We start from the raw sequence: 24960 nt of genomic DNA, 5'->3' as shown, positions 1-24960 counted from the left end.
CCATAAGTAAAAGAGTTGTTGTCACTCTGAACGTGTTTCAGGGTCTCATTTATCTATTTTGATGAGATGCTGAAACAAGTTCAGCATGACGTAGTTCTAGCATTATTAATCTTTAGTTTCATTTTTCACATTCAGGTTTACATCGCCATAAAAACCTAGATCTTTATTCTGCAAAATTTTGGTCCATAGGGCAATCTGTCCCGTGTGATAGGACAGGTGCTCTGTTACGTGAATGATGTTCCCGATTCCAGAAAAGTTAAAGCCCTGAACGTTTCTTTTGCGTAAAAGTTCTTTGAGCGGGGCATCATAAATAGCTCGTTTGGCTTCATCAATGGTATCTTCCAACATTTTGATGAGTTCCGCTTTGTTATGGCTTGATTTCGTTGTGAATTCTTCATCACGTTGGCGGGTGTCTTCCAAATTTTGAATGGACGCAATCCCGTATTGGGTAATATTTCCACATAGATGAAGGATGAGATTGGCGATGCTGTTACTCGACTCATTGGGTTGCTCCCAAACCTGCTCCTCCGACAACTGTTCCAGACAAATTTTGATCATGCGTAGGCTTTCGTTCATACGGTACCCTGCGTTCCAAACCAATTCTTCCTGGAGTTCTTTTTCTTTATCCATTTTCAAGAATATAATGTTCCAATTGCTTTAAACTGATTTTGCCTTCATAAATGGCTTTGCCAATGATTGTGCCCTTACAACCAATGTCAGCAAGTTTGGGAAGTTCGTCAAAGGAGGATATGCCTCCACTGGCAATTAAATTTAAGCCTTTTTTGGTTTCTGACAGCATTTTTTGGTACAAGTCGAACGAAGGTCCCTGTAACATTCCATCTTTGCTGATATCGGTACAGATAACATATTGGACTCCTTCTGATTGATATTGTTGTACAAAAGGAATCAACTCTAAATCCGATTCTTCTTGCCAGCCCGATACAGCCACTTTTTCGTTGTTGGCATCGGCCCCTAGAATAATTTTATCGGGACCATAGGTTTTCAACCAGCCCAAAAATGTTTCTCGGTCCTTTACAGCAATGCTGCCTCCAGTAATCTGATGCGCACCGCTTTCAAAAGCGATATATAAATCTTTATCAGACTTTAAACCACCGCCAAAATCAATTTGTAAGCTTGTTTTTGATGCAATGGATTCCAATACCTTATGGTTAACAATGTGTTTGGATTTTGCCCCATCCAAATCCACTAAATGAAGGTGCAGAATACCATGTGCCTCAAACTCTTTGGCTACTTCCAAGGGGTTTTCATTATAGATTTTTTTGGTATTATAATCCCCTTTGGAAAGACGAACACACTTTCCGTCGATAATATCTATAGCTGGAATCAATCTCATTATCTAATCGTATTTTATTCGGTCTATGGACATCCACATCTCTGAATCTCCCACTCTTTTAAAGCCTAAATTTTCATAAAAACTATGGGCGTCCAATGTTTTAAGTGCCACCGTATTTACCCTTTTTACATCGGGACGATCCAAAACATATTGCATTAGTTTTCTTCCAAGTCCTTTGCCTTTGTGGGGGTCAAAGACAACGACATCCATGATATAGGCAAAAACCAATGCGTCCGTCATCATTCTGGCATAAGCAATTTGTTGGTCATTTTCATCATACATTCCAAAACAGATGCTTTTTTCGATGGTCAGAAGTGTTTCCTCCTTGGTCCTTCCTTCTCCCCAATACGTGGATGAAACTTCAGTGTGAACCTTTTCAATATCTAATTTGTCCTTATCCGTTGAAATATAGAACTCCATATCAGCTAAGGGTTAAAAAGTTCTTCATGATTTCACTGCCGACATCACTGCTTTTTTCGGGGTGAAACTGCACGCCATAAAAATTATCTTTCTGCAAAGCGGCACTATATTCCACATTATATTCCGATGTGGCAATTGTTTCTTTTCCAATTGGAGCGTAAAAACTATGCACCAAATAGATATAGGATTTCTCGGGAATATTGGTGAAAAGCTTGCTTTTCAAGTCTGAAATCTGGTTCCATCCAATTTGAGGCACTTTTACGTTGTTGGAAAACTTCACTACATCCAAATCAAAGATGCCCAAACCTTCGGTATTTCCTTCTTTGGAAGAATGGCACATCAACTGCATACCCAAACAGATGCCCAAAACAGGTTGCTTTAATGTTGGAATCACCTTGTCCAAGCCCGTAGCCTTTAATTTGGCCATTGCTGAACTGGCCTCTCCAACTCCTGGAAAAATGACTTTGTCGGCATTTCGGATTTCATCGGCCTCGTGACTCAAAACCGCTTCGTAGCCTAGCCGCTTTATGGCAAACATGATACTTTGGATATTTCCAGCCCCATAATCAATTATTACAATTTTCATTTAAAGCATTCCTTTAGTTGATGGTAAAACCATTTTTTCCGCATCGCGCTTCACCGCCATTTTTATGGACTTGGCAAAAGCTTTGAAAATAGCCTCGATTTTATGGTGTTCGTTGGTGCCTTCTGCTTTGATGTTCAAATTCGCCTTGGCTCCATCGGTGAACGATTTAAAAAAGTGCATAAACATTTCGGTAGGCATATCTCCCACTTTTTCACGTTTGAACTCGGTATCCCAGACCAACCAGTTTCTACCTCCAAAGTCAATAGCTACTTGTGCGAGGCAATCATCCATGGGTAAAGCAAAACCATAGCGTTCTATACCGAGTTTGTTACCTAAAGCTTTAGAAAACAATTCACCCAGAGCAATAGCAGTATCTTCAATGGTATGGTGCTCATCTACTTCCAAATCCCCATCTACCTTAATGTTTAAATCCATTTGTCCATGTCGGGCCAATTGGTCCAACATATGGTCAAAAAATGCTAAACCTGTGTTGATGTCACTCTTTCCGGTTCCATCAAGGTTTATCTTGATTTTAATGTCGGTTTCATTGGTTTTTCGGGATATTTCCGCTACCCGGTTTTCCAGTATTAAAAACTCGTAGATTTTCTCCCAATCATTGCTTTCCAATGCAATATTTTCATCCAACTCTTCGCGTTTTACCGTGATTTCTCCAGTGCCCAGATGAGTTTCATCATTGATAAAGATTCCTTTGGCTCCGAGGTTTTTGGCCAATTCCATGTCCGTCAATCGGTCACCGATCACAAAGGAATTCTCCAAGTCATATTCCTTAGAAAAATAGGAAGTCAACATTCCCGTGCCTGGTTTGCGGGTATCTGCATTGTCCTTTGGAAATGTTCTGTCTATAAAAACCTTATCAAAAACTACCCCTTCATTTTCAAAAGCTTTGATGATGAAATTGTGAACCGGCCAAAAGGTGTCCTCAGGGAAAATATCGGTACCCAACCCATCTTGGTTGGTGATCATCACCAATTCATAATCCAATTCCTTGGCAATTTTGCCCAAATAGGTAAAAGCTTTGGGATAAAAATCTAGCTTCTCAAAGGCATCAATCTGCTCATCGGCAGTTTCTTTGATCATCGTCCCATCCCGATCAATAAATAGTACTTTTTTGCCCATTACTTCATTTCTTTTAAAATGGCTATCAATTTTTTGTTCTCTTCTGGTGTGCCCACGGTAAATCGCAAGGTATTTTCACAGAGCGGTTGCGTACTTCGGTTACGCACCACCACTTGCTTTTCAAGCAATTGTTGGTAACGTTTGTTAGCATCATCCACTTTAGCCAATACAAAATTGGCATCGGTTGGATATAATTCTTTTACAAAATCCAGATTATCCAATGCTTTGATCAATCCATCTCTTTCATAAAGAATCTGCTGTACCTCTTGATCGACCAAATCTTGATTCAATACTCGCTGTAAAGCTCGTTGCTGTGTTAGTTGATTTACGTTATAGGGTGGTTTGATTTTGTTCAAAATACCTATTATTTCTTCCGATGCATAGCATATCCCCAATCGGATACCTGCCAATCCATATGCTTTGGATAGCGTTTGGGTCACAATCAAGTTCGGATATGTTTTAAGTTGTGACAACCAACTTTCATCTTTTGAAAAATCAATATATGCTTCGTCAATAACCACCAGTCCATTAAAGGATTCCAACAACTTCTCAATTCTTTCTTTTTTGAAGGAGTTTCCAGTGGGGTTGTTGGGCGAGCAGATAAAAAGAAGCTTGGAATTGGAGTCTGTAACTTTTAAAATTTCATTTACATTCGGTTCAAAATCTGTCGTTAGCAAAACTTCTTTGTTCTCTACCGCATTGATGCCAGCAAGTACCTTGTACATTCCATAAGTAGGCGGCAAAGTGATAATGTTATCCTGATTGGGTTCACAAAACGCCCTATAAATTAAATCCAAGATCTCGTCGCTACCGTTACCCAATAAAATTTGACTTTCCGACAATTCTTTTTGCTCCGCCAAAAGCGATTTAAGGCTTCGCTGGTACGGATCTGGATAGCGATTGACCCCATTATCGAACGGATTTTCGTTGGCATCCAAAAAAATCATCTCCGAACCATCGGACACATATTCGTCACGTGCAGAAGAGTATGGTTGCAGCTTACGAACCGATTCTCGAACTATTTTGTTTAAATTAAACCCTTCCATTATTTCAAACTTTTTAATCTAAGGGTTACTGCATTTTTATGTGCTTGCAGGCCTTCTGCCTCTGCCATCAATTCTATGGCGCTTCCAATGCCTTGTATGCCTTTTTCTGATATTTTCTGAAAGGTTATACTCTTCATAAAGCTATCCAAATTTACGCCGCTATATTGCTTGGCGTAACCGTTGGTGGGCAGGGTGTGATTGGTGCCAGAAGCATAATCACCAGCACTTTCCGGCGTATAGTTTCCAATAAAAACAGATCCGGCATTTTGAATGTTCTCGAGGTAATAATCCTCATTTTCCACACAAACAATAAAGTGTTCTGGACCATATTCATTAATAAGTTCCAAAGCTTCTTGGTCATTGTTGACCAAAATTAGCCTACTATTGATAATTGATTTGCTAGCTATTTCCGCTCTAGGCAATTGCTGTAGTTGACTTTCGATCTCCTCTTCAACGGACTTAATCAATTTTTCTGAAGTAGAAACCAGGATTACCTGACTATCAACTCCATGTTCTGCTTGACTGAGCAAATCCGAAGCTACAAAAGCAGCCTTGGCTGAATCATCCGCAACCACCAAAAGCTCGCTTGGTCCCGCTGGCATATCTATTGCTACGCCATATTTGGTAGCTAATTGCTTTGCAACCGTCACATATTGGTTTCCTGGGCCAAATATTTTATAGACTTTTGGAATGCTTTCCGTTCCAAAGGTCATCCCTGCAATGGCTTGAATGCCGCCAACTTTAAAAATTTGGGTTACCCCACACAATTGGGCGGTATATAAAATCGCTGGATTGACTTCACCTTTCTTGTCTGGTGGACTGCAAAGCACAATTTCTTTGCACCCTGCCAGTTTAGCGGGTATGGCCAACATTAAAATGGTTGAAAACAGTGGTGCTGTACCGCCCGGAATATACAACCCTACCTTTTGAATGGGCCGCTTTTCTTGCCAACATGCTACCCCGGGCATTGTTTCCACTTCAACCTTAGTTGTTTTTTGGGCAGCATGGAATTTCTCAATATTCGATTTGGCCAGATTGATGGCTTGTTTCAATGCATCCGAAACAGAATCGTTAGCTTTCTGAATTTCTGAATTGGAAACGACTAGCGAGTCTAAATCAATCTTGTCAAATTGGGCCGTATATTTTTTGATTACGGTGTCACCATCCGATTGTACCTCCCTGAAAATACTGTTGACCACCTCTTCAATATCGGCAACAGTTTGCGTGGGACGTTTTAGTATTTCGTCCCATTCTTTTGGCTGTGGATAATTGATACGTTGCATTACAGTACCATTTTTTCGATAGGACAAACCAAAATTCCCTCTGCACCGGCTTGTTTCAGCTCATCAATCACTTCCCAAAAAGTTTCGCGATTGATTACAGTGTGCACGGAGCTCCAACCCTCTTCTGCCAAGGGCAATACCGTGGGGCTTCGCATTCCCGGTAAAATTGCAATGATTTCATCCAATTTATCGTTCGGAGCATTCATCAACACATATTTGTTCTGACGCGCTTGAAGCACCGATTTAATCCTGAACTGGATTTTTTTCAGCAATTCTTTACGCTCTTCGGAAATGGTCGGTGATACCGCTAGTACAGCTTCACTTTTCAGCATCACCTCAACTTCTTTCAGGTTGTTTTTGAAAAGGGTACTTCCACTGGAAACAATATCACAAATACCGTAAGCCAATCCAATATTGGGAGCGATTTCCACAGAACCGTTAATGATGTGCAAATCTGCCGTAACACCTTTGGATGCCAAGTAATCCTTGACCGTATTCGGGTAAGAGGTTGCGATTTTTTTACCTTCAAAATCCTTGATGGAATTGTAGGCTTCACTTTTTGGAACTGCCAAGGATACCCGGCATTTAGAAAAACCCAATCGCTCCGCAATGGAAATATCCTTTCCTTTTTCAATGAGCACATTTTCGCCTATAATGGCAATGTCTACCACTCCATCCCTAAGGTATTGTGGGATATCACCATTTCTTAGGTAAAACACTTCCAAAGGAAAATTACGAGAAGTTGCTTTTAACTGGTCCTTTCCATTGTCGATGGAAATACCACAATCTTTTAAAATTTTGAGGGAATCCTCGTTTAAACGGCCACTTTTTTGAACAGCAATTCTAATTTTTGTCATTTTTCAATCGTTTTGTCCGAAAAACCAAAGGGGTACAAAAAATAAACCCGTTTGATTTCTCAAACGGGTTAGAATATATTTTAAAAACAACAATACATTTCTATCTCGCTTGAGGGCAAGTATAAAAATGATGATGTGTGTTTTTGTTTCTCATTATGGTCCAAAAATAGGATATATTTTTATATCAAAAAAGGGATATTTAGTTATTTCCCAAAATTAATGGTAATCCATCATCGCCTGAACCTACCACCACGACTTTAGCATTTGGTGATTCCGCCAACTTTAGGGTGGCATCTATGCCTTTGTCCTGCAATATTTTATCGGTAAGAGAGGCGCTCAATATTTTATTGGCATCCGCCTTACCTTGGGCTTCAATACGAACTTTTTGAGCTTCTTTTTCGGCGGTGATCAATCTAAATTCGTATTCCAAGGATTCTTGCTCTTGCTTCAGCTTGCGCTCAATGGCTTCCTTTATGGTTGGCGGAAGTGTAACATCCCTAACAAGAATTTGGTTCAATTGAATATATTGATCGCCAACAATGTTTCTTGTTTCTTCAAAAATTTCTTGTTGGATGGCGTCCCTCTTACTGGAATATAGTTGCTCAGGTGTGTATCTTCCCACAACACTTCGCGCAGCAGAGCGTATTGCTGGAAGAAGGATACGATCCTTGTAAAGCTCACTTTTTTCTTGGTGCAATTTTCCCAAGGATTCATACTCAGGTTGAAACCAAGCAGAGGCATCAAGCTTAATTTCCAATCCATTGGAGGAAAGTACTTGCATTTTCTCAAAAACCTCCTGTTGTCTAACTTCATAAATAAAGACATTGTTCCATGGAGCTACCAAGTGAAACCCTTCACCCAGTGGTGGCTCATCGGTAACTACACCACCTCCAAAGGTTTTATAAAGCACACCGGCCTCACCTGATCCAATGGTAATAGCAGATTTTGAAATAATAATAATTAAGAAAATAATCGCTGCCAGTGCCGGCAACGCAATCTTTGGTAATCTATCCATTTGTATTTTGATTTATATTAATCCATTATATTTTCTGATAAACCATTCCAATGCTAAGGAAAAGATCATCAGTCCGAGTAAAATACGGAAATCTATTAAAGATACAACATTATCCCTGCTCTTTTGAACAGGGAGGTATTCTTCTGAAGAAGTTAAGTCGTTTATAAGGGTTTTAACTCCATCTAAAAAGTAACTTTTGCCCTTGTTTTTCCGAGCCAATCGCTCCAATTTTTGATTGTTCGCAGAAATCAATTGTTTTTCTGGATTGAAATCCAGAATTCGGAAGGTACCCGAACGATTTAGGTTTTCATCTTGGACCGTAACGGTGAAATTGTATTCCCCAGCCTCCAAATCACTCAAATCCACCTCATAAAAAGAACCTTTTAAAAGTATAGGGGACACTCTGGAAAAATCATTGTCCTTACCCTTAATAGCGATGGAAAGATTGGCATTGGAATCAAACTGGTAGCTTTCATCAAAATACGAAACTCTAATTTTGGCCACACTGGCGTTGTCAAAAACTAGTTCATAATCCAACTCCAATCGGCTCCGCTGTCTATTGGATGCCAAATAAACCATCATATTATTTATGAAGTCATCAAATTTTTTAAAATTTTGATCATTCCGGTAGACTTGTGCCCGCCAGCGCCAGAGATCTTCACCAAATAGTACCGCCTCTTTTGTGTTTCCTTCTGTAAGGATAGTGAACAAGGGTTTATCCAAAGTAATGCCCTGCAACTGCTGAAACATCAGTATTTCGCTATTCTTGTTCAGTTGAATGTCCCCAAGGGTACCCTTTAGCGGGGGAAACCCATCCACGGAAAAATCGCCCAAACCAAATAACCCAAAGGCGTTATTCAATATTGGTAAAATTTCTTCTGGTTGCCTACTGCCAGAAATGGTAAAACTCTCTTGTGCCCTATTTAAAAAGTTCCAATCGGTTTTGCTTCCTGTTATGGTGAGGTAATTGGAGGTTGAATTTTCCAGAAACTCGTAAACACTCCTAAAATTCCGATTCGGCTGATATAGGATTATAAGGTCGGATTCCTCAAGAATGGACTGCTCCGTAATGGGTTTTACCAAGGTTACGGAACGCTGTTCGTTCGATTCGATAGCTTTTTTGAGTGCTCCAATATCTGGATGTAGTATGTCGGAAACTACAATCACATTCGTTTTTTCATCAATTACTTCAATAGCCGTTTCTTTGGAGTTATTCGCTGTATTCCGTTCATTTTCCAGCGGATTCACCTCAATTTTGATGGTTTTGATGCCAACACTCTGCGCCTCAATCAAGGTATTTAAGGTTTGACTGCTCTTGTTGCTGTTGAGATTGACTCGCTCTTGATGCACCCTCTTTCCGTTAATGGAAATAGTGACTGTACTTGAAACAGGTCTTGAACCTTGGTACCGAATGGAAGTCTCAATAGGGAAGCTGTTCCGTAAAAAGGCGTATTTATTTACGTTGATAAGTCCAACTGAAATATCTTCGTACTGCGTGGTGTCGCCCACTACAACCGGGTTTACGGTTGATTTTTCATTTAAGTTGATGTATTCGTAGTCTCTGCCGAGTGTTTGATTACCATCTGAAAACAAAACAATCACATTGTTTCCGTTTACAAAAACATCATTTACCGTGGAAAGTGCATTTGAAATATCGGTATTTGATTGATTGAAGTGGATGGAATCCATTGCTTCGATTGTTTTCCCAAACCCATATTGATGGATAGTAAAACGTTGATTTAAAGCATCGTCTTGTTTGATTTGTGTAATGGCCTCCGAAATTTCTGCATAAGAAGTAGCCTCTTCCATTGAGGTGGAATTGTCCACCAACAGAATCAGGTTTGCTTTTTCTACAAAATAATCTTTGCCAACGAACTTTGGATTTATCAAAAGTAAAAGGCCGCTAAATAAGGTGACAAACCTTAATGCGGCCAATATGATCTTTAGCGAACCCTTTCTTGGGTTTTTATAAAAGTATTGAAAATAAACTATGGTAAGCGCGGCAACGACTGCTAAAATAATAAGTAGTACCGTGCTCAAATCCATTCATTTAGGTTAACATTCCACCATCAACATTCAATACCTGTCCTGTTACATAGCCAGATAGGTCCGACGCCAAGAACACACAAGCGTTGGCCACATCTTCAGGGCTTCCTCCACGTTTTAATGGAATACCTTCTCTCCAACCTTGAACAGTTTTTTCGTCCAATTTCTCGGTCATTTCTGTCTCGATAAAACCTGGGGCAATGGCGTTACAACGAATATTTCTGGATCCCAATTCCAATGCTACGGACTTGGTAAAACCAATCATCCCTGCTTTGGAAGCTGCGTAGTTTGTCTGTCCGGCATTACCTTTAACACCAACCACACTACTCATATTGATAATGGAGCCTTTGCGCTGCTTTAACATGGTTCGTTGCACAGCTTTAGTCATATTGAATACAGATTTAAGGTTGATTTCGATGACTTTATCAAAATCGTCCTCTCCCATTCGCATCAATAGGTTATCCTTGGTAATACCTGCGTTATTGATGAGTACATCGATTTTGCCATCAAAATCCTCCAAAACTTTGGCCACAAGGGCTTCAGATTCTTCAAAACTGGCGGCATTACTTTTATAGGCCTTGGCTTTTACGCCCATTTGGGTCAGTTCTTTTTCCAATTCCAAGGCTGGAGCTTCGCTAGAACTGTAGGTGAATGCCACATTGGCACCGTGTTTTGCAAATACTTCGGCTATTCCTTTACCAATTCCCCTACTGGCTCCTGTTATGATTACGTTTTTCCCTTCCAAAAGTTTCATCTATGGATATTTATTTGTTTTTAACTGTCAGATGCAATTCGCCAATTAACACCTCTATTAGTGTCCAAAATTGATATGGCTCATTTCATACAATGATTGTGTTTGAATTGTTATTAACCAAAATATTGGTTGTTATCCGGTTTACTAAAATTCGTCATTTCGAGTGGATTTCACGGCAGTAGGAGTAAAATTTGTATCGAGAAACAAAATTTTCATCTAAAAAGTTCTCGATACGATTTTTGGTTTCTCAAAATCACTCGAACTGACACCTAGAACTATTTTTAGGTTCAAAATCCAAAACTGGTCAAATATAGTTGTTGTTTTATGTTTAGACGAAAAAAAATCCCGCATAAAACGGGATTTAGAATGGTTTTAACGGTTGGTTACCCAACCACTTCTTTTACTTTTACGCCAATTTCGGCTGGTGAATCCACCACATGGATACCACAATCGCGCATAATTTTTTTCTTGGCTTGCGCCGTATCGTCACTACCACCTACAATGGCACCAGCGTGTCCCATGGTACGTCCTGCTGGAGCAGTTTCACCAGCGATAAAACCAACAATTGGTTTTTTGCTACCGCTTTCCTTATACCATCTTGCAGCTTCTGCTTCCAATTGACCGCCAATCTCTCCAATCATAACTACACATTCGGTCTCTGGGTCGTTGATCAAAAGCTCAACAGCTTGTTTGGTTGTAGTTCCGATAATGGGGTCACCACCTATACCAATGGCCGTAGTAATTCCCAACCCTTGACGAACCACTTGATCAGCCGCCTCATAAGTCAAGGTTCCAGATTTGGAAACGATACCTACCTTCCCTTTTTTAAAGACAAATCCTGGCATAATACCAACTTTGGCCTCTCCTGGGGTAATTACACCTGGGCAGTTTGGGCCAATCAATGTGCAGTCAAAATCCTTGATGTAGTCGTTGGCCTTTACCATATCCGCTACTGGAATACCTTCGGTAATTGTGATGATTACTTTAATTCCTGCATCGGCAGCTTCCATAATGGCATCCGCAGCAAATGCGGGCGGAACAAAAATAATCGTGGTGTCGGCACCAACTTCTTTTACAGCTTCTTCCACTGTGTTGAAAACTGGTTTTCCCAAATGCTCTTGACCACCTTTTCCGGGGGTCACACCACCAACCACGTTGGTTCCGTATTCAATCATTTGTTCGGCATGGAAGGTTCCTTCGCTACCGGTAAATCCTTGTACAATTATGTTTGAATCCTTGTTTACTAAGACGCTCATATATTTAACTTAATGTAGAGATACAAAAATATGGTTTACTAAAGTTTTTATCTATTGATTTCTTAAATCTTTTTCAGTTTTTGCAAGATTTCTGGAATCTTTTTGATGGATGCTATTTGTTTCAATTTTTCCCGTGCTTCTTCTGCCGGATAACCAAAATAGGTTTTACCGCCCTCAAGAGACTTAGATATGCCTGATTGGGCCAAAATGACAGCCTTTTTACCAATAGTGGCTCCACTAGTAATTCCAACTTGTCCCCAAAGGGTCACTTCATCTTCAATGATACAGCAACCGGCAATGCCTACGTGGGAGGCTATTAAACATTTTTTTCCGATCACTGTATCATGGCCCACTTGAATTTGATTATCAAGTTTTGCCCCTTCCTTTACGGTTGTTGACCCGGTTACACCGCGGTCAATAGTGCATCCAGCTCCGATATCCACATTGTCTTCAATCACCACGTTCCCTCCGGACAAGAGTTTGTCGAAACCTTTGGGCCTGTTTTTATAATAAAAAGCATCGGCTCCCAAAACGGTGCCTGCGTGGATAGTTACATTATCACCAATGATACACCCATCATAAATGGTAACATTGGGGTGAATCACACAGTTTTTACCAATCTTAACATGGTTACCAATAAAAACATTGGGCTGAATTATCGTTCCTTCCCCGATTTTGGCAGAATCCGCCTTGGATGAGGCTGCAGTTTCAAAAGGTTTAAAATGTCTGGTCAATTTGTTGAAATCCCTGAAAGGATCATCGGAAATCAACAATGCTTTGCCCTTGGGACAATCCACCTCTTTGTTGATGAGGACAATCGTGGCACTGGATTGTAAAGCTTTGTCATAGTATTTGGGGTGGTCTACAAATACAATGTCCCCTTTTTCCACTACGTGGATTTCATTCATGCCCAAAACAGGGAAATCTTCATCTCCGATAAAGTCGGTATCAATAATCTCCGATATTTCTTTTAATGTATAGGTTCTAGGGAATTTCATTTGAGACTACTCTTTGGCTCGTTCCAAATAGGCTGCTTTCTCTGTATCGATCTTTATCTTATCACCTTCGTTAATAAAAAGTGGCACATTGATCGTTGCTCCCGTTTCCACAGTGGCTGGCTTTGTGGCATTGGTTGCCGTGTTTCCCTTTACTCCTGGTTCGGTATGGGTTACTTCCAATACAACACTTGCTGGCATTTCAACGGAAAGCGGGTTGTTATCCTCTGCGTTGAAAATTATGGTCACCACTTCGCTTTCCTTCAACAAGTCGGATGCATCCAAAGCATCTTTCTGCAAAGCAATCTGGGTATAATCATCCGTGTTCATAAAGTGATAAGTTTCCCCATCATTGTACAAAAACTGGTACGAACGTGTTTCTACACGGACATCTTCAATCTTATGTCCTGCGGAAAATGTATTGTCCACTACTTTACCCGTGGTCACACTTTTTAATTTGGTACGTACAAAAGCGGGGCCCTTACCTGGTTTTACGTGAAGGAACTCTATAATTTTGTAAATATCGTTGTTGTACCTAATGCACAACCCTTTTCTTATATCGGAAGTACTTGCCATAAATTTTTAATTTGAACTGAAATATCCTTTCATAATTCCACGCTGCGAATCTCTGATAAATTGAAGAATTTCATCTCTTTCAGGAGTTGCTTCCATCTCAGCTTCAATAATGGATGCCGCTTGGGAATTGTTATAATTTTGTTGATACAGTAATCTGTAAATGTTTTGAATCTCTCGAATCTTGTCGGCTTCGAAACCTCTCCTGCGCAATCCAATGGAGTTTATCCCTACATAAGAAAGTGGCTCTCTTGCGGCTTTTACATAAGGAGGCACATCTTTACGTACCAAGGAACCTCCTGTTACAAAGGCATGGTTTCCAATGGACACGAACTGGTGTACGGCCACCATTCCGGCCAAAACAACATTTTGACCTATGGTCACGTGACCTGCCAAGGTTGAATTATTGCTGAAGATACATCCGTCGCCCACAAAACAATCGTGTGCTACGTGGCAATATGCCATGATCAAACAATCATTTCCAATTACGGTTTTCATACGGTCAGAAGTACCTTTGTTAATCGTGGCACACTCCCTGATCGTAGTGTTGTTTCCAATTACGACCGTGGTATCTTCTCCTTGATATTTTAAATCTTGGGGCATGGCAGAAATTACCGCGCCTGGAAAGATGCTACAGTTTTTTCCGATTCTTGCACCCTCCATTATGGTAACGTTGGAACCGATCCATGTACCTTCACCAATGGTTACATTATTATGTATGGTGGCGAAGGGCTCGATCACCACATTTTTGGCGATTTTGGCTCCTGGGTGTACATATGCTAGGGGTTGGTTCATCTACGAATCTGTGTTTTTTGTTTTTACGATCTGTGCCATAAGCTCAGCTTCGGAGACCAATTTCCCATTAGCGTATGCATAGGCTTGCATGTGACAAATTCCTCTACGAATAGGAGAAATCAAATCACATTTAAATATTAGGGTGTCGCCCGGTACCACTTGCTGTTTAAACTTTACTTTATCAATTTTCATGAAAAAAGTTAGGTAGTTCTCCGGGTCGGGAACAGTGCTCAAAACAAGTATTCCTCCTGTTTGGGCCATGGCTTCCACTTGTAAAACCCCTGGCATTACGGGAGCTCCAGGAAAGTGACCTACGAAAAATGGTTCGTTCATGGTCACGTTTTTCACCCCTACCACATGGGTATCGGAGAGTTCCAAAATTTTATCGACCAACAAAAATGGTGGTCTGTGTGGTAATCGTTCCATGATTTGGTTGACATTCAACAAGGGCTCTTGGTTCAAATCATAGCTGGGAACTTTGTTCCTTTTTTCTATTTTGATGATTTTGGACAGCTTTTTCGCAAACTGCGTATTTACAAAATGGCCAGGTTTATTGGCAATTACCTTACCTCGGATTCTTGTTCCTGCCAAAGCTAGATCACCGATAACATCCAACAACTTGTGTCTTGCAGCCTCATTGGGGTGATGCAGGGTCAGGTTGTCCAAAATGCCATTGGGTTTTACGGAAAGCTTCTCTTTTCCGAAAGCTTTCTCCAATTTTTTCATTGTGGACTCCGAGATTTCCTTGTCCACGTAAACAATGGCATTGTTAAGATCTCCTCCTTTGATCAGTCCGTTTTCCAGCAACATCTCCAGTTCGTGCAGAAAACTAAAGGTACGTGAATCGGCAATTTCGTCTTTAAAATCTGACATTTTCTCCAAAGTCGCATTTTGGGTGCCCAAAACTTTGGTTCCAAAATCCACCATGGTGGTGACTTGGTATTGATCTGCTGGAATTATAGTGATTTCACTTCCCGTAGTTTCGTCTTTATAAGAAACAACATCTTTTACCACATATTCTTCACGTTCTTGGTCTTGCTCTACAAAGCCTGCCTCTTCCAAAGCTTCCACAAAATATTTGGAAGATCCATCCATAATGGGTGGTTCAGGTGCATCCAGTTCAATAAGAACATTGTCAATGTCCAACCCTACCAAGGCGGCCAATACGTGCTCCGATGTATGGATCTTTACACCGTTCTTTTCCAGATTGGTGCCACGTTGGGTATTGACCACATAATTGGCATCTGCTTCAATTATGGGCTCACCTTCCAAATCTATTCTTTTAAAAGCAAATCCGTGGTTCTCTTCCGCAGGAACAAAACTCATGGTTACGTTTTCGCCCGTATGTAGCCCAACTCCCTGAAGGGTTACTTTCTTGGCGATGGTGCGTTGTTTGTTACTTGGTTTGCTCACCTTCAACTCTTTTTTCTATGTTAGAGATTTGATTTGCCAATTTCGGCAAATTCTTAAAGTGTACATATGATTTGTTGAAATCTCCATAGTTCAAAGCTGGTGACCCTTGGAGTACTTCATCATCTTTTACGTTTCTTCCGATACCGGACTGGGCCTGTATGCGGACCCTATCGCCTATGGTGATATGCCCTACAATGCCTACTTGACCGCCAATTAGACAATTTTTACCGATCTTAGTAGAGCCTGCCACCCCTGTTTGCGCAGCAATGGCGGTATTTTCACCAATTTCTACATTGTGTGCAATTTGTATTTGATTATCCAGCTTCACACCTCTTCGCAATATGGTGGAACCTAAAGTCGCACGGTCAATAGTGGTGCCGGCACCGACATCGACATTATCTTCTATAATTACATTGCCGGTCTGCGGTACTTTGCTGTATTCTCCTTCAGAGTTTGGTGTAAACCCGAATCCATCCGCTCCGATAATTGCTCCTCCGTGGATTACACAATTACTACCGATAATAGTTTCGGAATATACCTTGGCCCCGGCAAAAACAACCACATTGTTACCAATGGTTACATTATCGCCAATATATGCGTTGGGGTAAACCTTTACGTTGTCCCCGATTGTGACGTTTTCTCCCAAATAGGCAAAAGCGCCAAGGTAAAAACCTTCTCCATAGTGGGCACTCTCCGAGATATAGCTTGGATTCTCGACCCCAACCTTGTTGTTTTTAACTTGATTGTAGTATTCCAATAATTTGGAAAAGGATTTATAAGCATCGTCTACCTTGATAAGTGTAGTGGAAACTTTTTGGTCTGGAATAAAATCTTTATTTACTATGGTAATGGATGCCTTTGTGGAATAGATGTAAGAGGTATATTTAGGATTGGCGAGAAAGGTCAACGACCCTTTTTCACCGTCTTCTATCCGGGATAATTTGTGGACAGCGATTTGAGGATTCCCCTCAACTTCCCCTTCTAAGATTCCGGCAATTTGGGTAGCTGTAAATTTCATTGGTGCAAAAGTAACAAAATTTGTTAAACGGCTTTCTTTGGATAACAGCAGTAATATTTGGTTACGGTTTTGGCCAGCGCTTTTAGACTAAGCTGGTCCGACTCCTTTAAAACATCTGAAATTTTTCCGTTCTTTTTTAAAATTTGAATGGCCTCATCTTTACTGTAAGCCTTATTGGATATTTCTCCCTGAAACACAAAATTGGAAGCTTCTTCAACGGAAAGATCGTGCTTTTCAATGATCCAATCCAATTTCTCGTTCATTTTTTCAGGAGATATGGGTCTCTTTTTTACTTTCACGTGCAACAGCCTTCTGTCCAAAATCATCTTGCACAGTTTGGAGAGCACAAAATCATTATGGAACTGCCAACTTTTCAAGGCACCAAAAATATCTATATCATCAAGTTCGGCAAAAGTCTTTAAAACATCAGGAGCAAAGGATAAAGTTCCGTTATTCTTCAGAAAAAACAATAGTGGCTGACTTCCCATTAAATCTTCCCCTTGATCTAACAGCAATCTTGCCCGCTGCATGATCCGAACCAATAACTGCTCGGCCACCAATCCTGTTTTGTGCAAGTATACCTGCCAATACATAAATCTGCGGGCCATCAAAAACTTTTCCACCGCATAAATGGCTTTCTCTTCTACCACCAAATCACCTTCGACCACATTGAGCATGGAGATAAGCCTTTCCGAATTGATGTTCCCCTCGGTAACCCCAGAGTAAAAACTGTCCCGTTTCAGGTAATCCAATCGGTCCATGTCCAATTGACTGGACACCAACTGATTTAAGAACGGCTTGGGATAATCGCCTTTGAAAATGGAGATAGCCGTGTCCAGTTGGCCATCGAACTCCTTGTTCAGTTCCATCATAAATTTCAAAGAAATCTGCTCGTGACTTATTTCTTTGGCAACAAACCCTTCCAAAGCGTGGGAAAATGGCCCATGGCCAATGTCGTGAAGCAAAATGGCACACAACAATCCTTTCTCTTCTTCTTGGGTGATTTCTACATTTTTTAATTTTAAAACCTGAATAGCCTTCGTCATTAAATGCATACTGCCCAGTGCATGATGGAATCTGGTGTGATGTGCGCCTGGATAAACCAAATAGGAAAGCCCCATTTGGGATATCCGCCTCAACCTTTGAAAGTAAGGATGAGAGATAAGACTAAAAATTAGTTCGTTGGGAGTTCCAATAAAACCGTAAATTGGGTCGTTGAAAACATTAAGTTTATTGGTTTTTACCAAGGATTTTTGTTTTAATTCCCACAAAGATAACGACTATATGAACAAGATAACAATTCTTTGGGTCGATGATGAAATCGACCTCTTAAAACCACACATATTATTTCTGGAAAGCAAAGACTACAAAGTGGTAACGAGCCAAAGTGGTCAAGATGCACTGGAAGAGATCAAGGAAACCTTTTTTGATATTGTTTTTTTGGATGAAAATATGCCCGGGCTATCCGGATTGGAGACCTTGACCGAAATAAAAAAATACGATGGTTCCATTCCCGTAGTGATGATCACAAAGAGTGAGGAGGAATATATTATGGACGAGGCCATCGGTTCTAAAATTGCCGATTATTTGATTAAACCCGTTAACCCCAATCAAATTCTCCTTTCTTTAAAAAAGAGCTTGGACAATTCGCGATTGGTCTCGGAAAAGACCACCTCCAATTACCAACAGGAGTTTCGAAAAATTGCCATGGACCTTTCTATGATCAATACCCAAGACGAATGGGTGGAGCTCTATAAAAAATTGATTTACTGGGAGCTGGAACTGGAACAAATTGAGGATTCCGGTATGTTCGAGATATTGGAATCCCAAAAAGTGGAGGCCAATGCTCAGTTTGGGAAGTTTGTGGACAAAAATTACAAAGCCTGGTTTCAGGATGGTGATGCGCCCATAATGTCCCATACCTTGTTTAAAAAGAAGATTCAACCAGAACTGGAGGACAACAAAACACTGCTTGTTGTTATTGATAATTTACGGTACGACCAATGGTTGGCTTTTGAGAAAACACTTTCCGTTCATTACAAAAAGAAACAAGAATGTGCTTATTTCAGTATTCTCCCTACGGCAACACAGTATGCCCGTAATGCCCTTTTTTCTGGCCTGATGCCTTCTGAAATGGAGAAAAGATATCCCGAATGGTGGAAAAACGATACCGATGAAGGGGGGAAAAACCTTCATGAACTTGAGTTTCTTGGAGAACAACTAAAAAGGCTGGGGCTCAATCTGAATTGGGAATACCATAAAATAAGCAATCTGAAGCAAGGGAAGCAATTGGCACAGAACTTTAAGTCCCAAAAAGACAACGATTTGACAGTTTTGGTTTACAACTTTGTGGATATGCTCTCCCACTCCAAAACCGAAATGGAAGTGGTTAAAGAGCTTGCCTCCAACGACAAAGCATACCGCTCCCTTACCTTGAGCTGGTTTAAAAACTCGCCATTGCTGGAAATCATCCAGCAGGCACAGGATTTGGGAATGAAACTAATTTTGACAACGGACCACGGCACCATCAATGTAAAACAACCTTCCAAGGTGATCGGAGACAGGGAAACCAGTTTAAACCTGAGATACAAAACAGGTAGGAGCCTTACCTATCAGGATAAAGATGTGCTGGCCACCAAAAATCCACAGGAAATCCATTTGCCCAATATTAATTTGAGCAGCAGCTTCATTTTCGCCAAGAACGATTTGTTTTTTGCCTATCCGAACAACTACAATCATTATGTAAGTTATTATCGGAACACCTATCAGCATGGAGGCGTTTCTTTGGAAGAAATGATTGTTCCTTTTGTAGTTTTGGACCCAAAATAATACTGGAGTGAAGAGAAGTTTTCAATTGGACGAAATCCAAGACGTAGCAAAAGAAGTATTGCAGAAAGTTCCGAACAAAGTTCTTTGTTTGTATGGTGATATGGGAGTCGGTAAAACCACCTTGGTCAAGGCCTTGGTAAAACAACTTGGAGCAGTGGATTTGGCCAACAGTCCCACTTTTGGTTTGGTAAATGAGTACTCCGATGAAAATGATACTCCCCTAGCCTACCATTTCGATTTTTACAGACTCAACGACGAAATGGAGGCGCTCGATATGGGGTTTGATGATTACCTGAGTTCGGATGCTTGGTTGTTTATAGAGTGGCCCGATAAAATATCGACCCTGTTGCCAGAAGATGCTGTGAGTGTATTCTTGCGCTTTATCGAGGAAAGCACGCGTTCAATCGAGTTAAATGTTTCTTAAAACACAACTGCTCTATCTTCAAACAAATTATTGCACAAGGCAAGCCGATTTCGATAAACTGTAAGTTTTTTAGGTTTAAAAACCAATTTTATCGATAAAAGGCATGGTTAGTTGAAATATTTTCCTACATTTGTCTTGTGAATTAATTCATTTATTAACCAAAAACTCTTTTACGATGAACACTAAGAAAGTTTTTTTTGGATTGCTAGCTGTTGCATTTTTGGCGATGACTGCTGTATCAACTACAGTAACTTTTGACGACAATCAAACTACTAGCATCAAGAAAAAGGATATCAGAAAGCTTTAATTTTCTTTTTCCTTAACAAGTAAAATGGCTCTATTTTCAAATAGGGTCATTTTTTTTGCAATAAAATGTAGTTTTTCCTGTTATCAAGAACGATGAGCGATAAAAGAAGTATTAGAAAGAAGTTAATTATGGAGGGGATTTTTGCGCTCTTGATAGCAATTACCCCAATATTGTTTTATTGGTATAAATATATACCAGTAGGAACAGACTCCTATTCCTTTTTGGGAATTGGTTTTGAGCCCAATGGTTTTAACGATGTATCGGAAGCTTTTTACTATTACTTTAGTAAAATAGTCCCGTTATTGGCTCTAGTCATATGGTTTATTACGTGCAAGGAATGGTGGTATTATGCAATACTGATTCCAATAGCCATGTATAGTTTTCAATTATTTGCAGTCTTGACCTTTCAATCTGGTATTGTCGATGAAAACGAGGTAATGTATGTAATCGCTGTTACCATGGTTGTCGTGCCTGTTGTATACTTTATTCGACTTAAACTAGTGGATAAACACGTACATGGTATCGACTTAGAGGCCATGGATACCGAACTCCAAATCCTCAAGGAAAAAGAGGAATTGCGCAAGGAACGCGAGAAATTGGAAAAACGACAAAAGAGCGTTTCAAAAAAACTGTAAATTTGCTTCAAAGCCCTTCAGGGTGTTTTGAACAGATTTACCTTTTATGAGCCAAGCTTCCTCGCCATTTAGCAAACAACAATTATTGCCCCAAGAAGAAACCCTAGAGGTCATTAAACAAAAAGGGGAGCTTTTCATTGGAATCCCAAAGGAGAATCAATTTCAAGAAAAACGGGTGTGCCTTACCCCGGATGCCGTAAATGCCATTACGGCGCACGGGCATCGGGTTTTACTGGAATCGGGAGCGGGCGAAGGCGCCAACTTTTCCGATTTGGATTATACCAATGCAGGAGCCGAAATTACCAGGGACACCAAAAAAGTGTTTTCCTGCCCCATTATTTTAAAAGTGGAGCCCCCTACCCTTTCCGAAATAGACATACTGAATCCCCAGACCATAGTAATTTCCGCATTACAAATTAAAACACAGAGCAAGGATTATTTTGAGGTGATGGCCAAAAAAAGGCTCACCGCTATTGCTTTTGAATACATACGAGATGATGATGGCAATTATCCCGCCGTTCGCTCATTGAGTGAAATAGCCGGAATATCGTCCATTTTGATTGCATCCGAGCTCATGTCCAATCCCAATACGGGCAATGGACTTATGTTTGGAAATATTAGCGGAGTGCCCCCGGTGGAAGTTGTGATTATCGGAGCGGGAACTGTTGGTCAGTTTGCTGCGCGCTCAGCTCTTGGACTTGGGGCCAATGTTAAGGTGTTTGATAACTCCATTAGTAAATTGAGGGACCTCCAAACCAATCTTAACCAAACCTTGTATACCTCTACCGTACAGCCGAAGAATTTGTTGAAATCCCTAAAGCGCTGTGATGTGGCCATTGGTGCCACCCGTGGAAAGGACCGCTCGCCGGTAGTTGTTTCCAATTCCATGGTAGAAAACATGAAAAAGGGCGCGGTGATCATTGACGTGAGTATTGATATGGGCGGCTGTTTTGAAACTTCGGATGTGACCACGCACAGAAAGCCTACCTTTGAGAAATATGGGGTGGTCCATTATTGCGTTCCCAACATTCCATCAAGATACCCGAGAACATCTTCCATATCCATTAGCAATATATTTACTCCTTATTTATTGAAAATTGGTGAAGAAGGCGGCTTGGAACATTCACTTCGGTTTGATAAAGGCTTGCGGAACGGACTTTATATGTACCACGGTATTTTGACCAACAAATCTGTGGGCGATTGGTTCGGCTTGAGCTATAACGATATTAACTTTCTTATTTTTTAATGTAGATGGCATTTTTAAAACGATTGGGATGGTACTTGGTTGGACTGTCCATAGGATTGATTTTTCTGGTTTTTATTTTGAAGAAAAAATCGGGTGAAGAGGGGTTGGATTTCTGCTATTTGCCGAATTGCAGGGTGCTCAAGGATATGCGTTCCAAACCTTTGACTTTTTCGGAATCGCTTCCCGAACAGTATCGAGACACGCTGATGATTCAGGCTTTTTTAGAGGACGGCGATGTGGATTTTGGAAAGAGCGATACCAAATCCAAGCCCTGTAAAACATATTTTATCTCCCATGAATACGAAGGTAAAGCATTGGAATTGCAAGCTAAGCGTTGTGAGGAGGAAGTAATACTGGAAAAGGTCGAAAAAATTAATCAATAACATTTCATTGCCTTATCCGTCAATTCAAACGGGGCATTCGTCAATTTGTAATCTAATTACACAAATCAAGTGTTATATTTCTGACTAAACAGAAAAACACCTTTTTTATGATTGATTTTGGCGTTCTTAGATATAAACTCAGTAAAGCATCAAAAAGGAAATCATCTTTTGAATCAACTCTTTCAATAAATGAGAAGACAATAGTAAGACAAGAGTTGCTAAGAGAAATTTTGAAAAAGCTCAGTTTTTGGGAACAACAAAACGGCTTTTTGGACAACAAAATTACCTTGCACCGTTTGGCCAAAGAACTCAACACCAACAGTTCTTACTTATCCAAAGTAATAAACACCCATAAAAATCAAAATTTTGCAAGTTATCTAAAAGATCTTCGGATTACTTATGCGATAAATCATTTAAAGGAAAACCCAGAGATTGTGAAAACCAAATCCATGATCCAGGTAGCCGAAATGTACGGGTTTAACTCGTTAAGTGTTTTTACAAAAACGTTTAAAACTAAAACTGGGGTAACGCCAGGGGTGTTTTTTAAGCGGATTTTGGAGGAGGAGTGGAGGAAAACACTATAACCAATTTTGTGATGTATCAATCCACAACTATAATGAATTGTTTTCATAATACATGCTTCAAATACTTAAAGCTTGTAAACAAGCCCAAATCCAAAATTAAGTTTATTTTCCAGTAATTCTTCATTTTTAGTTTTTAAGTTTTCCTCTCCATTTTTGAGGAACGTTTTTTTTCTGAAAAGAAAAAACTTGTCCTTTTCAAGGAACACCAATCCTGTTTTTTCTTTAAATTGAAAATTATATCCAATCGATACAATAAAATTTAGTCGATGACTTTTTTCCACTCCGAATGTAATGTTTGGCTGTACATGGAAATTCCTTTGGGAAAGGGATACATCTATTTTACCACTGTCAAAATCCTTTCCTTTGACAAAAAAATCTTCTGTGCTTTTATAACTGTCTATAAAAGAGTACAGTTCTTGATAGCCTAATTTCACATCAGTGGAAATAAAGATTGGGCGCCCATTTGGATTCAAGTTAATTTTTTTGGAAACAACAAAGTCATGAGAAATGATTCCAAATCTTGTAATTTTACTTTTATTGGCATACCCAACAAATAAATCTGGTCTGATTTCATATAAAAGTGAAGTGGAGATACCCCATGCATTTCTTTTTGAAGAAGAACCGTTTTCTTGTATTTCAATGGCTGTGTTTTCGTAGGAGACGGAAAATGGGTTTATGTTGATAGGTTCCCAAACAAGCATCATCTCTGATTTGAAACGATGAAGAAAATCAAACAAATTTGATTGGCTTTCGTTTTGTTTGTTGTTAGACGGGTTGATTGATTGAAACAAGCGCTCTACTCTTTCATCGGGCAAAATAATATTATAATCATCCCAAAATTCTTTGCTATAATGTTTAGGAGCATCCAATAAAATGTCCTGAAATTGAGATCTTTCCAAATATGGAATATCTAGGGTATTGGGTACAACCTCTGTAGTAACATAATCACTTGTCAGTTCCAATATTTCTCCCTTTTTGTCGAAGGCAGTTTCATAATGGGAATGTTTATACCTCCATAGGTTATCATCACCTTGTTCGTAAGTGATTGTAAGATTTCTATATTTTCGTCGATACGGGCTTATATTCAGCAAAGAAACAGTTGAAACATCCCTGATATTAACTTTTATTATGGCAAAGGAAGAATCCATAACATAAACATTACCAGATTGTCCTTCATTGTTTTCAAAATAAATATGATAAACATCCTTATCATTTTGCTTTAGGGTATCCTTTATTTTATATGTAAAGTTGTTTGGTCTTCTCAAAAAAGCCTTTCTTCTTGCCACAAAATCAAAACTATGTATATCGTGACTACCCCCATAAATCCTTAGATGTAAAGAATCCAATTGTCCACTTTCATATTTTCGGAACTCATTCAGTTTTACATCTCCTGACAACTGCCTTTTTAAATATGTTTTTTTTATGGATTCCATTACTGCTTCCACAATATATATTGGTTTTGACTCATCCTTCCAATTAGTTTTTTCTCGAAGAAAACCCATATGCCTCTCTTCTATTAGGGGGTAATTGTTCGGAATGGCTTTTATTGCTTTGTGAATCAACTCTCTTCCATAATCTATTGGTGTAAGGGTAATCCCTTTTAATTCTGTAATCTCAGGAACTAAGGAAAGAATGTGGTAACCCTCTTTTAAAAAGAATTTCTTGGTTTGATAACCAATGGTGGAGATGACTATTTCTTTTTTCTCGTTCCATGCATCAAATACCAATCTAAATAGGCCTTCTTTGTTCGAGATGGTTCCCAAATTGGTATTTTCAACACGAATATGGACGTATGGAAGAGGAGTATTATTCTCGTCAACTATTTTTCCAGAAATTATTGTTTGGGCAAAACTAAAATGAAATAATAAGAAGCACAGTAAGCTTAAAAATATATAAGCAGTATTTTTTAATTTAGTATAAAAAATAAACATAAAAAGACCTTAATAATACCTATAGAGATTGGAGTTCAACAAATGTAACCGAGTTGTTAAATAATAAGGTGAC

26 protein-coding genes are annotated in these 24960 nt (G+C 39.7%); 7 read left to right on the top strand and 19 right to left on the bottom strand.

The features are described 5' to 3' along the window. Positions 1-105: 105 nt before the first annotated feature. The 18 genes from J4E06_RS11665 to J4E06_RS11580 form a co-directional block, all read right to left on the bottom strand. A complete protein-coding gene (locus tag J4E06_RS11665; protein ID WP_349524096.1) occupies positions 106-630 on the bottom strand; it encodes a DinB family protein in 525 nt (174 codons plus the stop codon). Further along, the gene (hisA, locus tag J4E06_RS11660) at positions 623-1354 is read right to left on the bottom strand and encodes a 1-(5-phosphoribosyl)-5-[(5-phosphoribosylamino)methylideneamino]imidazole-4-carboxamide isomerase (protein ID WP_349524095.1); all 732 of its coding nucleotides are present in this window, start codon (positions 1352-1354) and stop codon (positions 623-625) included. The genes J4E06_RS11665 and hisA overlap by 8 nt, the downstream gene beginning before the upstream one ends. A 3-nt stretch (positions 1355-1357) precedes the next feature. Further along, on the bottom strand, positions 1358-1774 hold the full coding sequence (locus tag J4E06_RS11655) for a GNAT family N-acetyltransferase (RefSeq protein ID WP_349524094.1): 417 nt from the start codon (positions 1772-1774) through the stop codon (positions 1358-1360). A gap of 1 nt (position 1775) precedes the next feature. Further along, entirely contained in the window at positions 1776-2360 is a 585-nt protein-coding gene (gene hisH, locus J4E06_RS11650) for an imidazole glycerol phosphate synthase subunit HisH (RefSeq protein WP_349524093.1), read from the bottom strand. After that, positions 2361-3497, bottom strand: coding sequence for a bifunctional histidinol-phosphatase/imidazoleglycerol-phosphate dehydratase HisB (gene hisB / locus J4E06_RS11645; protein ID WP_349524092.1), 1137 nt, complete (start codon positions 3495-3497; stop codon positions 2361-2363). Beyond that, on the bottom strand, positions 3497-4543 hold the full coding sequence (hisC, locus tag J4E06_RS11640) for a histidinol-phosphate transaminase (protein ID WP_349524091.1): 1047 nt from the start codon (positions 4541-4543) through the stop codon (positions 3497-3499). Before hisC ends, hisB begins: the two co-directional genes overlap by 1 nt. Continuing rightward, positions 4543-5826: a histidinol dehydrogenase gene (gene hisD / locus J4E06_RS11635; protein ID WP_349524090.1), complete on the bottom strand. Its 1284-nt coding sequence runs from the start codon at positions 5824-5826 to the stop codon at positions 4543-4545. The genes hisC and hisD overlap by 1 nt, the downstream gene beginning before the upstream one ends. Further along, positions 5826-6683 carry an ATP phosphoribosyltransferase gene (gene hisG, locus J4E06_RS11630; RefSeq protein WP_349524089.1) on the bottom strand — a complete coding sequence of 286 codons (858 nt, stop codon included), beginning with the start codon at positions 6681-6683 and terminating at the stop codon, positions 5826-5828. The genes hisD and hisG overlap by 1 nt, the downstream gene beginning before the upstream one ends. 199 nt (positions 6684-6882) lie before the next feature. Then, a complete protein-coding gene (locus tag J4E06_RS11625; protein WP_349524088.1) occupies positions 6883-7698 on the bottom strand; it encodes a prohibitin family protein in 816 nt (271 codons plus the stop codon). Between the two features lie 12 nt (positions 7699-7710). After that, on the bottom strand, positions 7711-9744 hold the full coding sequence (locus J4E06_RS11620) for a vWA domain-containing protein (RefSeq protein ID WP_349524087.1): 2034 nt from the start codon (positions 9742-9744) through the stop codon (positions 7711-7713). A gap of 4 nt (positions 9745-9748) precedes the next feature. After that, positions 9749-10498, bottom strand: a complete 750-nt coding sequence (gene fabG, locus J4E06_RS11615; RefSeq protein WP_349524086.1) for a 3-oxoacyl-[acyl-carrier-protein] reductase — start codon at positions 10496-10498, stop codon at positions 9749-9751. 383 nt (positions 10499-10881) lie between these two features. After that, positions 10882-11754, bottom strand: a complete 873-nt coding sequence (gene sucD / locus J4E06_RS11610) for a succinate--CoA ligase subunit alpha (RefSeq protein ID WP_349524085.1) — start codon at positions 11752-11754, stop codon at positions 10882-10884. Positions 11755-11816: 62 nt separating this feature from the next. After that, positions 11817-12752 carry a UDP-3-O-(3-hydroxymyristoyl)glucosamine N-acyltransferase gene (locus J4E06_RS11605; RefSeq protein ID WP_349524084.1) on the bottom strand — a complete coding sequence of 312 codons (936 nt, stop codon included), beginning with the start codon at positions 12750-12752 and terminating at the stop codon, positions 11817-11819. 6 nt (positions 12753-12758) lie between these two features. Next, positions 12759-13325 (bottom strand): elongation factor P, encoded by a 567-nt coding sequence (gene efp, locus J4E06_RS11600; RefSeq protein ID WP_349524083.1) that lies wholly within the window; start codon positions 13323-13325, stop codon positions 12759-12761. 6 nt (positions 13326-13331) lie between these two features. Then, complete coding sequence (lpxA, locus tag J4E06_RS11595; RefSeq protein WP_349524082.1) at positions 13332-14117, bottom strand: acyl-ACP--UDP-N-acetylglucosamine O-acyltransferase; 786 nt, start codon at positions 14115-14117, stop codon at positions 13332-13334. Beyond that, positions 14118-15530, bottom strand: coding sequence for a bifunctional UDP-3-O-[3-hydroxymyristoyl] N-acetylglucosamine deacetylase/3-hydroxyacyl-ACP dehydratase (locus J4E06_RS11590; RefSeq protein WP_349524081.1), 1413 nt, complete (start codon positions 15528-15530; stop codon positions 14118-14120). Next, the gene (gene lpxD, locus J4E06_RS11585) at positions 15514-16548 is read right to left on the bottom strand and encodes a UDP-3-O-(3-hydroxymyristoyl)glucosamine N-acyltransferase (RefSeq protein ID WP_349524080.1); all 1035 of its coding nucleotides are present in this window, start codon (positions 16546-16548) and stop codon (positions 15514-15516) included. Before lpxD ends, J4E06_RS11590 begins: the two co-directional genes overlap by 17 nt. A 23-nt stretch (positions 16549-16571) precedes the next feature. Continuing rightward, positions 16572-17795, bottom strand: a complete 1224-nt coding sequence (locus J4E06_RS11580) for an HD domain-containing protein (RefSeq protein WP_349524079.1) — start codon at positions 17793-17795, stop codon at positions 16572-16574. A gap of 37 nt (positions 17796-17832) precedes the next feature. On the opposite strand from J4E06_RS11580, the gene porX reads away from it, so the two are divergent. The 7 genes from porX to J4E06_RS11545 all read left to right on the top strand — a co-directional run bounded on the left by porX (position 17833) and on the right by J4E06_RS11545 (position 22956). Then, a complete protein-coding gene (porX, locus tag J4E06_RS11575) occupies positions 17833-19377 on the top strand; it encodes a T9SS response regulator signal transducer PorX (RefSeq protein WP_349524078.1) in 1545 nt (514 codons plus the stop codon). Between the two features lie 7 nt (positions 19378-19384). Beyond that, entirely contained in the window at positions 19385-19801 is a 417-nt protein-coding gene (gene tsaE, locus J4E06_RS11570; protein ID WP_349524077.1) for a tRNA (adenosine(37)-N6)-threonylcarbamoyltransferase complex ATPase subunit type 1 TsaE, read from the top strand. 175 nt (positions 19802-19976) lie between these two features. After that, positions 19977-20108, top strand: a complete 132-nt coding sequence (locus tag J4E06_RS11565; protein WP_262917769.1) for a hypothetical protein — start codon at positions 19977-19979, stop codon at positions 20106-20108. 92 nt (positions 20109-20200) lie between these two features. Beyond that, complete coding sequence (locus J4E06_RS11560; protein ID WP_349524076.1) at positions 20201-20743, top strand: hypothetical protein; 543 nt, start codon at positions 20201-20203, stop codon at positions 20741-20743. A 46-nt stretch (positions 20744-20789) separates the two neighbouring features. Beyond that, the gene (locus tag J4E06_RS11555) at positions 20790-21989 is read left to right on the top strand and encodes an alanine dehydrogenase (RefSeq protein WP_349524075.1); all 1200 of its coding nucleotides are present in this window, start codon (positions 20790-20792) and stop codon (positions 21987-21989) included. A gap of 5 nt (positions 21990-21994) precedes the next feature. Next, on the top strand, positions 21995-22372 hold the full coding sequence (locus J4E06_RS11550; protein ID WP_349524074.1) for a DUF4258 domain-containing protein: 378 nt from the start codon (positions 21995-21997) through the stop codon (positions 22370-22372). Between the two features lie 230 nt (positions 22373-22602). Next, positions 22603-22956, top strand: a complete 354-nt coding sequence (locus tag J4E06_RS11545; RefSeq protein ID WP_349524073.1) for a helix-turn-helix domain-containing protein — start codon at positions 22603-22605, stop codon at positions 22954-22956. A 65-nt stretch (positions 22957-23021) separates the two neighbouring features. Here the strand turns inward: J4E06_RS11545 and J4E06_RS11540 are convergent, their stop codons facing one another. Then, on the bottom strand, positions 23022-24887 hold the full coding sequence (locus J4E06_RS11540) for a carboxypeptidase-like regulatory domain-containing protein (protein ID WP_349524072.1): 1866 nt from the start codon (positions 24885-24887) through the stop codon (positions 23022-23024). Between the last annotated feature and the right edge of the window lie 73 nt (positions 24888-24960).

The sequence above is a fragment of the Allomuricauda sp. NFXS6 genome (genome assembly GCF_040148835.1).
GTDB lineage: Bacteria > Bacteroidota > Bacteroidia > Flavobacteriales > Flavobacteriaceae > Flagellimonas.
The sequence above is the reverse complement of the archived record's forward strand: the minus strand, read 5'-3'. Positions and strand labels throughout refer to the sequence as shown.

Coding starts and splice junctions, on each gene's coding strand:
- J4E06_RS11665 (WP_349524096.1), bottom strand. CDS start 630: ATGGATAAAGAAAAAGAACTCCAGGAAGAATTGGTTTGGAACGCAGGG.
- hisA (WP_349524095.1), bottom strand. CDS start 1,354: ATGAGATTGATTCCAGCTATAGATATTATCGACGGAAAGTGTGTTCGT.
- J4E06_RS11655 (WP_349524094.1), bottom strand. CDS start 1,774: ATGGAGTTCTATATTTCAACGGATAAGGACAAATTAGATATTGAAAAG.
- hisH (WP_349524093.1), bottom strand. CDS start 2,360: ATGAAAATTGTAATAATTGATTATGGGGCTGGAAATATCCAAAGTATC.
- hisB (WP_349524092.1), bottom strand. CDS start 3,497: ATGGGCAAAAAAGTACTATTTATTGATCGGGATGGGACGATGATCAAA.
- hisC (WP_349524091.1), bottom strand. CDS start 4,543: ATGGAAGGGTTTAATTTAAACAAAATAGTTCGAGAATCGGTTCGTAAG.
- hisD (WP_349524090.1), bottom strand. CDS start 5,826: ATGCAACGTATCAATTATCCACAGCCAAAAGAATGGGACGAAATACTA.
- hisG (WP_349524089.1), bottom strand. CDS start 6,683: ATGACAAAAATTAGAATTGCTGTTCAAAAAAGTGGCCGTTTAAACGAG.
- J4E06_RS11625 (WP_349524088.1), bottom strand. CDS start 7,698: ATGGATAGATTACCAAAGATTGCGTTGCCGGCACTGGCAGCGATTATT.
- J4E06_RS11620 (WP_349524087.1), bottom strand. CDS start 9,744: ATGGATTTGAGCACGGTACTACTTATTATTTTAGCAGTCGTTGCCGCG.
- fabG (WP_349524086.1), bottom strand. CDS start 10,498: ATGAAACTTTTGGAAGGGAAAAACGTAATCATAACAGGAGCCAGTAGG.
- sucD (WP_349524085.1), bottom strand. CDS start 11,754: ATGAGCGTCTTAGTAAACAAGGATTCAAACATAATTGTACAAGGATTT.
- J4E06_RS11605 (WP_349524084.1), bottom strand. CDS start 12,752: ATGAAATTCCCTAGAACCTATACATTAAAAGAAATATCGGAGATTATT.
- efp (WP_349524083.1), bottom strand. CDS start 13,325: ATGGCAAGTACTTCCGATATAAGAAAAGGGTTGTGCATTAGGTACAAC.
- lpxA (WP_349524082.1), bottom strand. CDS start 14,117: ATGAACCAACCCCTAGCATATGTACACCCAGGAGCCAAAATCGCCAAA.
- lpxD (WP_349524080.1), bottom strand. CDS start 16,548: ATGAAATTTACAGCTACCCAAATTGCCGGAATCTTAGAAGGGGAAGTT.
- porX (WP_349524078.1), top strand. CDS start 17,833: ATGAACAAGATAACAATTCTTTGGGTCGATGATGAAATCGACCTCTTA.
- J4E06_RS11565 (WP_262917769.1), top strand. CDS start 19,977: ATGAACACTAAGAAAGTTTTTTTTGGATTGCTAGCTGTTGCATTTTTG.
- J4E06_RS11560 (WP_349524076.1), top strand. CDS start 20,201: ATGAGCGATAAAAGAAGTATTAGAAAGAAGTTAATTATGGAGGGGATT.
- J4E06_RS11555 (WP_349524075.1), top strand. CDS start 20,790: ATGAGCCAAGCTTCCTCGCCATTTAGCAAACAACAATTATTGCCCCAA.
- J4E06_RS11550 (WP_349524074.1), top strand. CDS start 21,995: ATGGCATTTTTAAAACGATTGGGATGGTACTTGGTTGGACTGTCCATA.
- J4E06_RS11540 (WP_349524072.1), bottom strand. CDS start 24,887: ATGTTTATTTTTTATACTAAATTAAAAAATACTGCTTATATATTTTTA.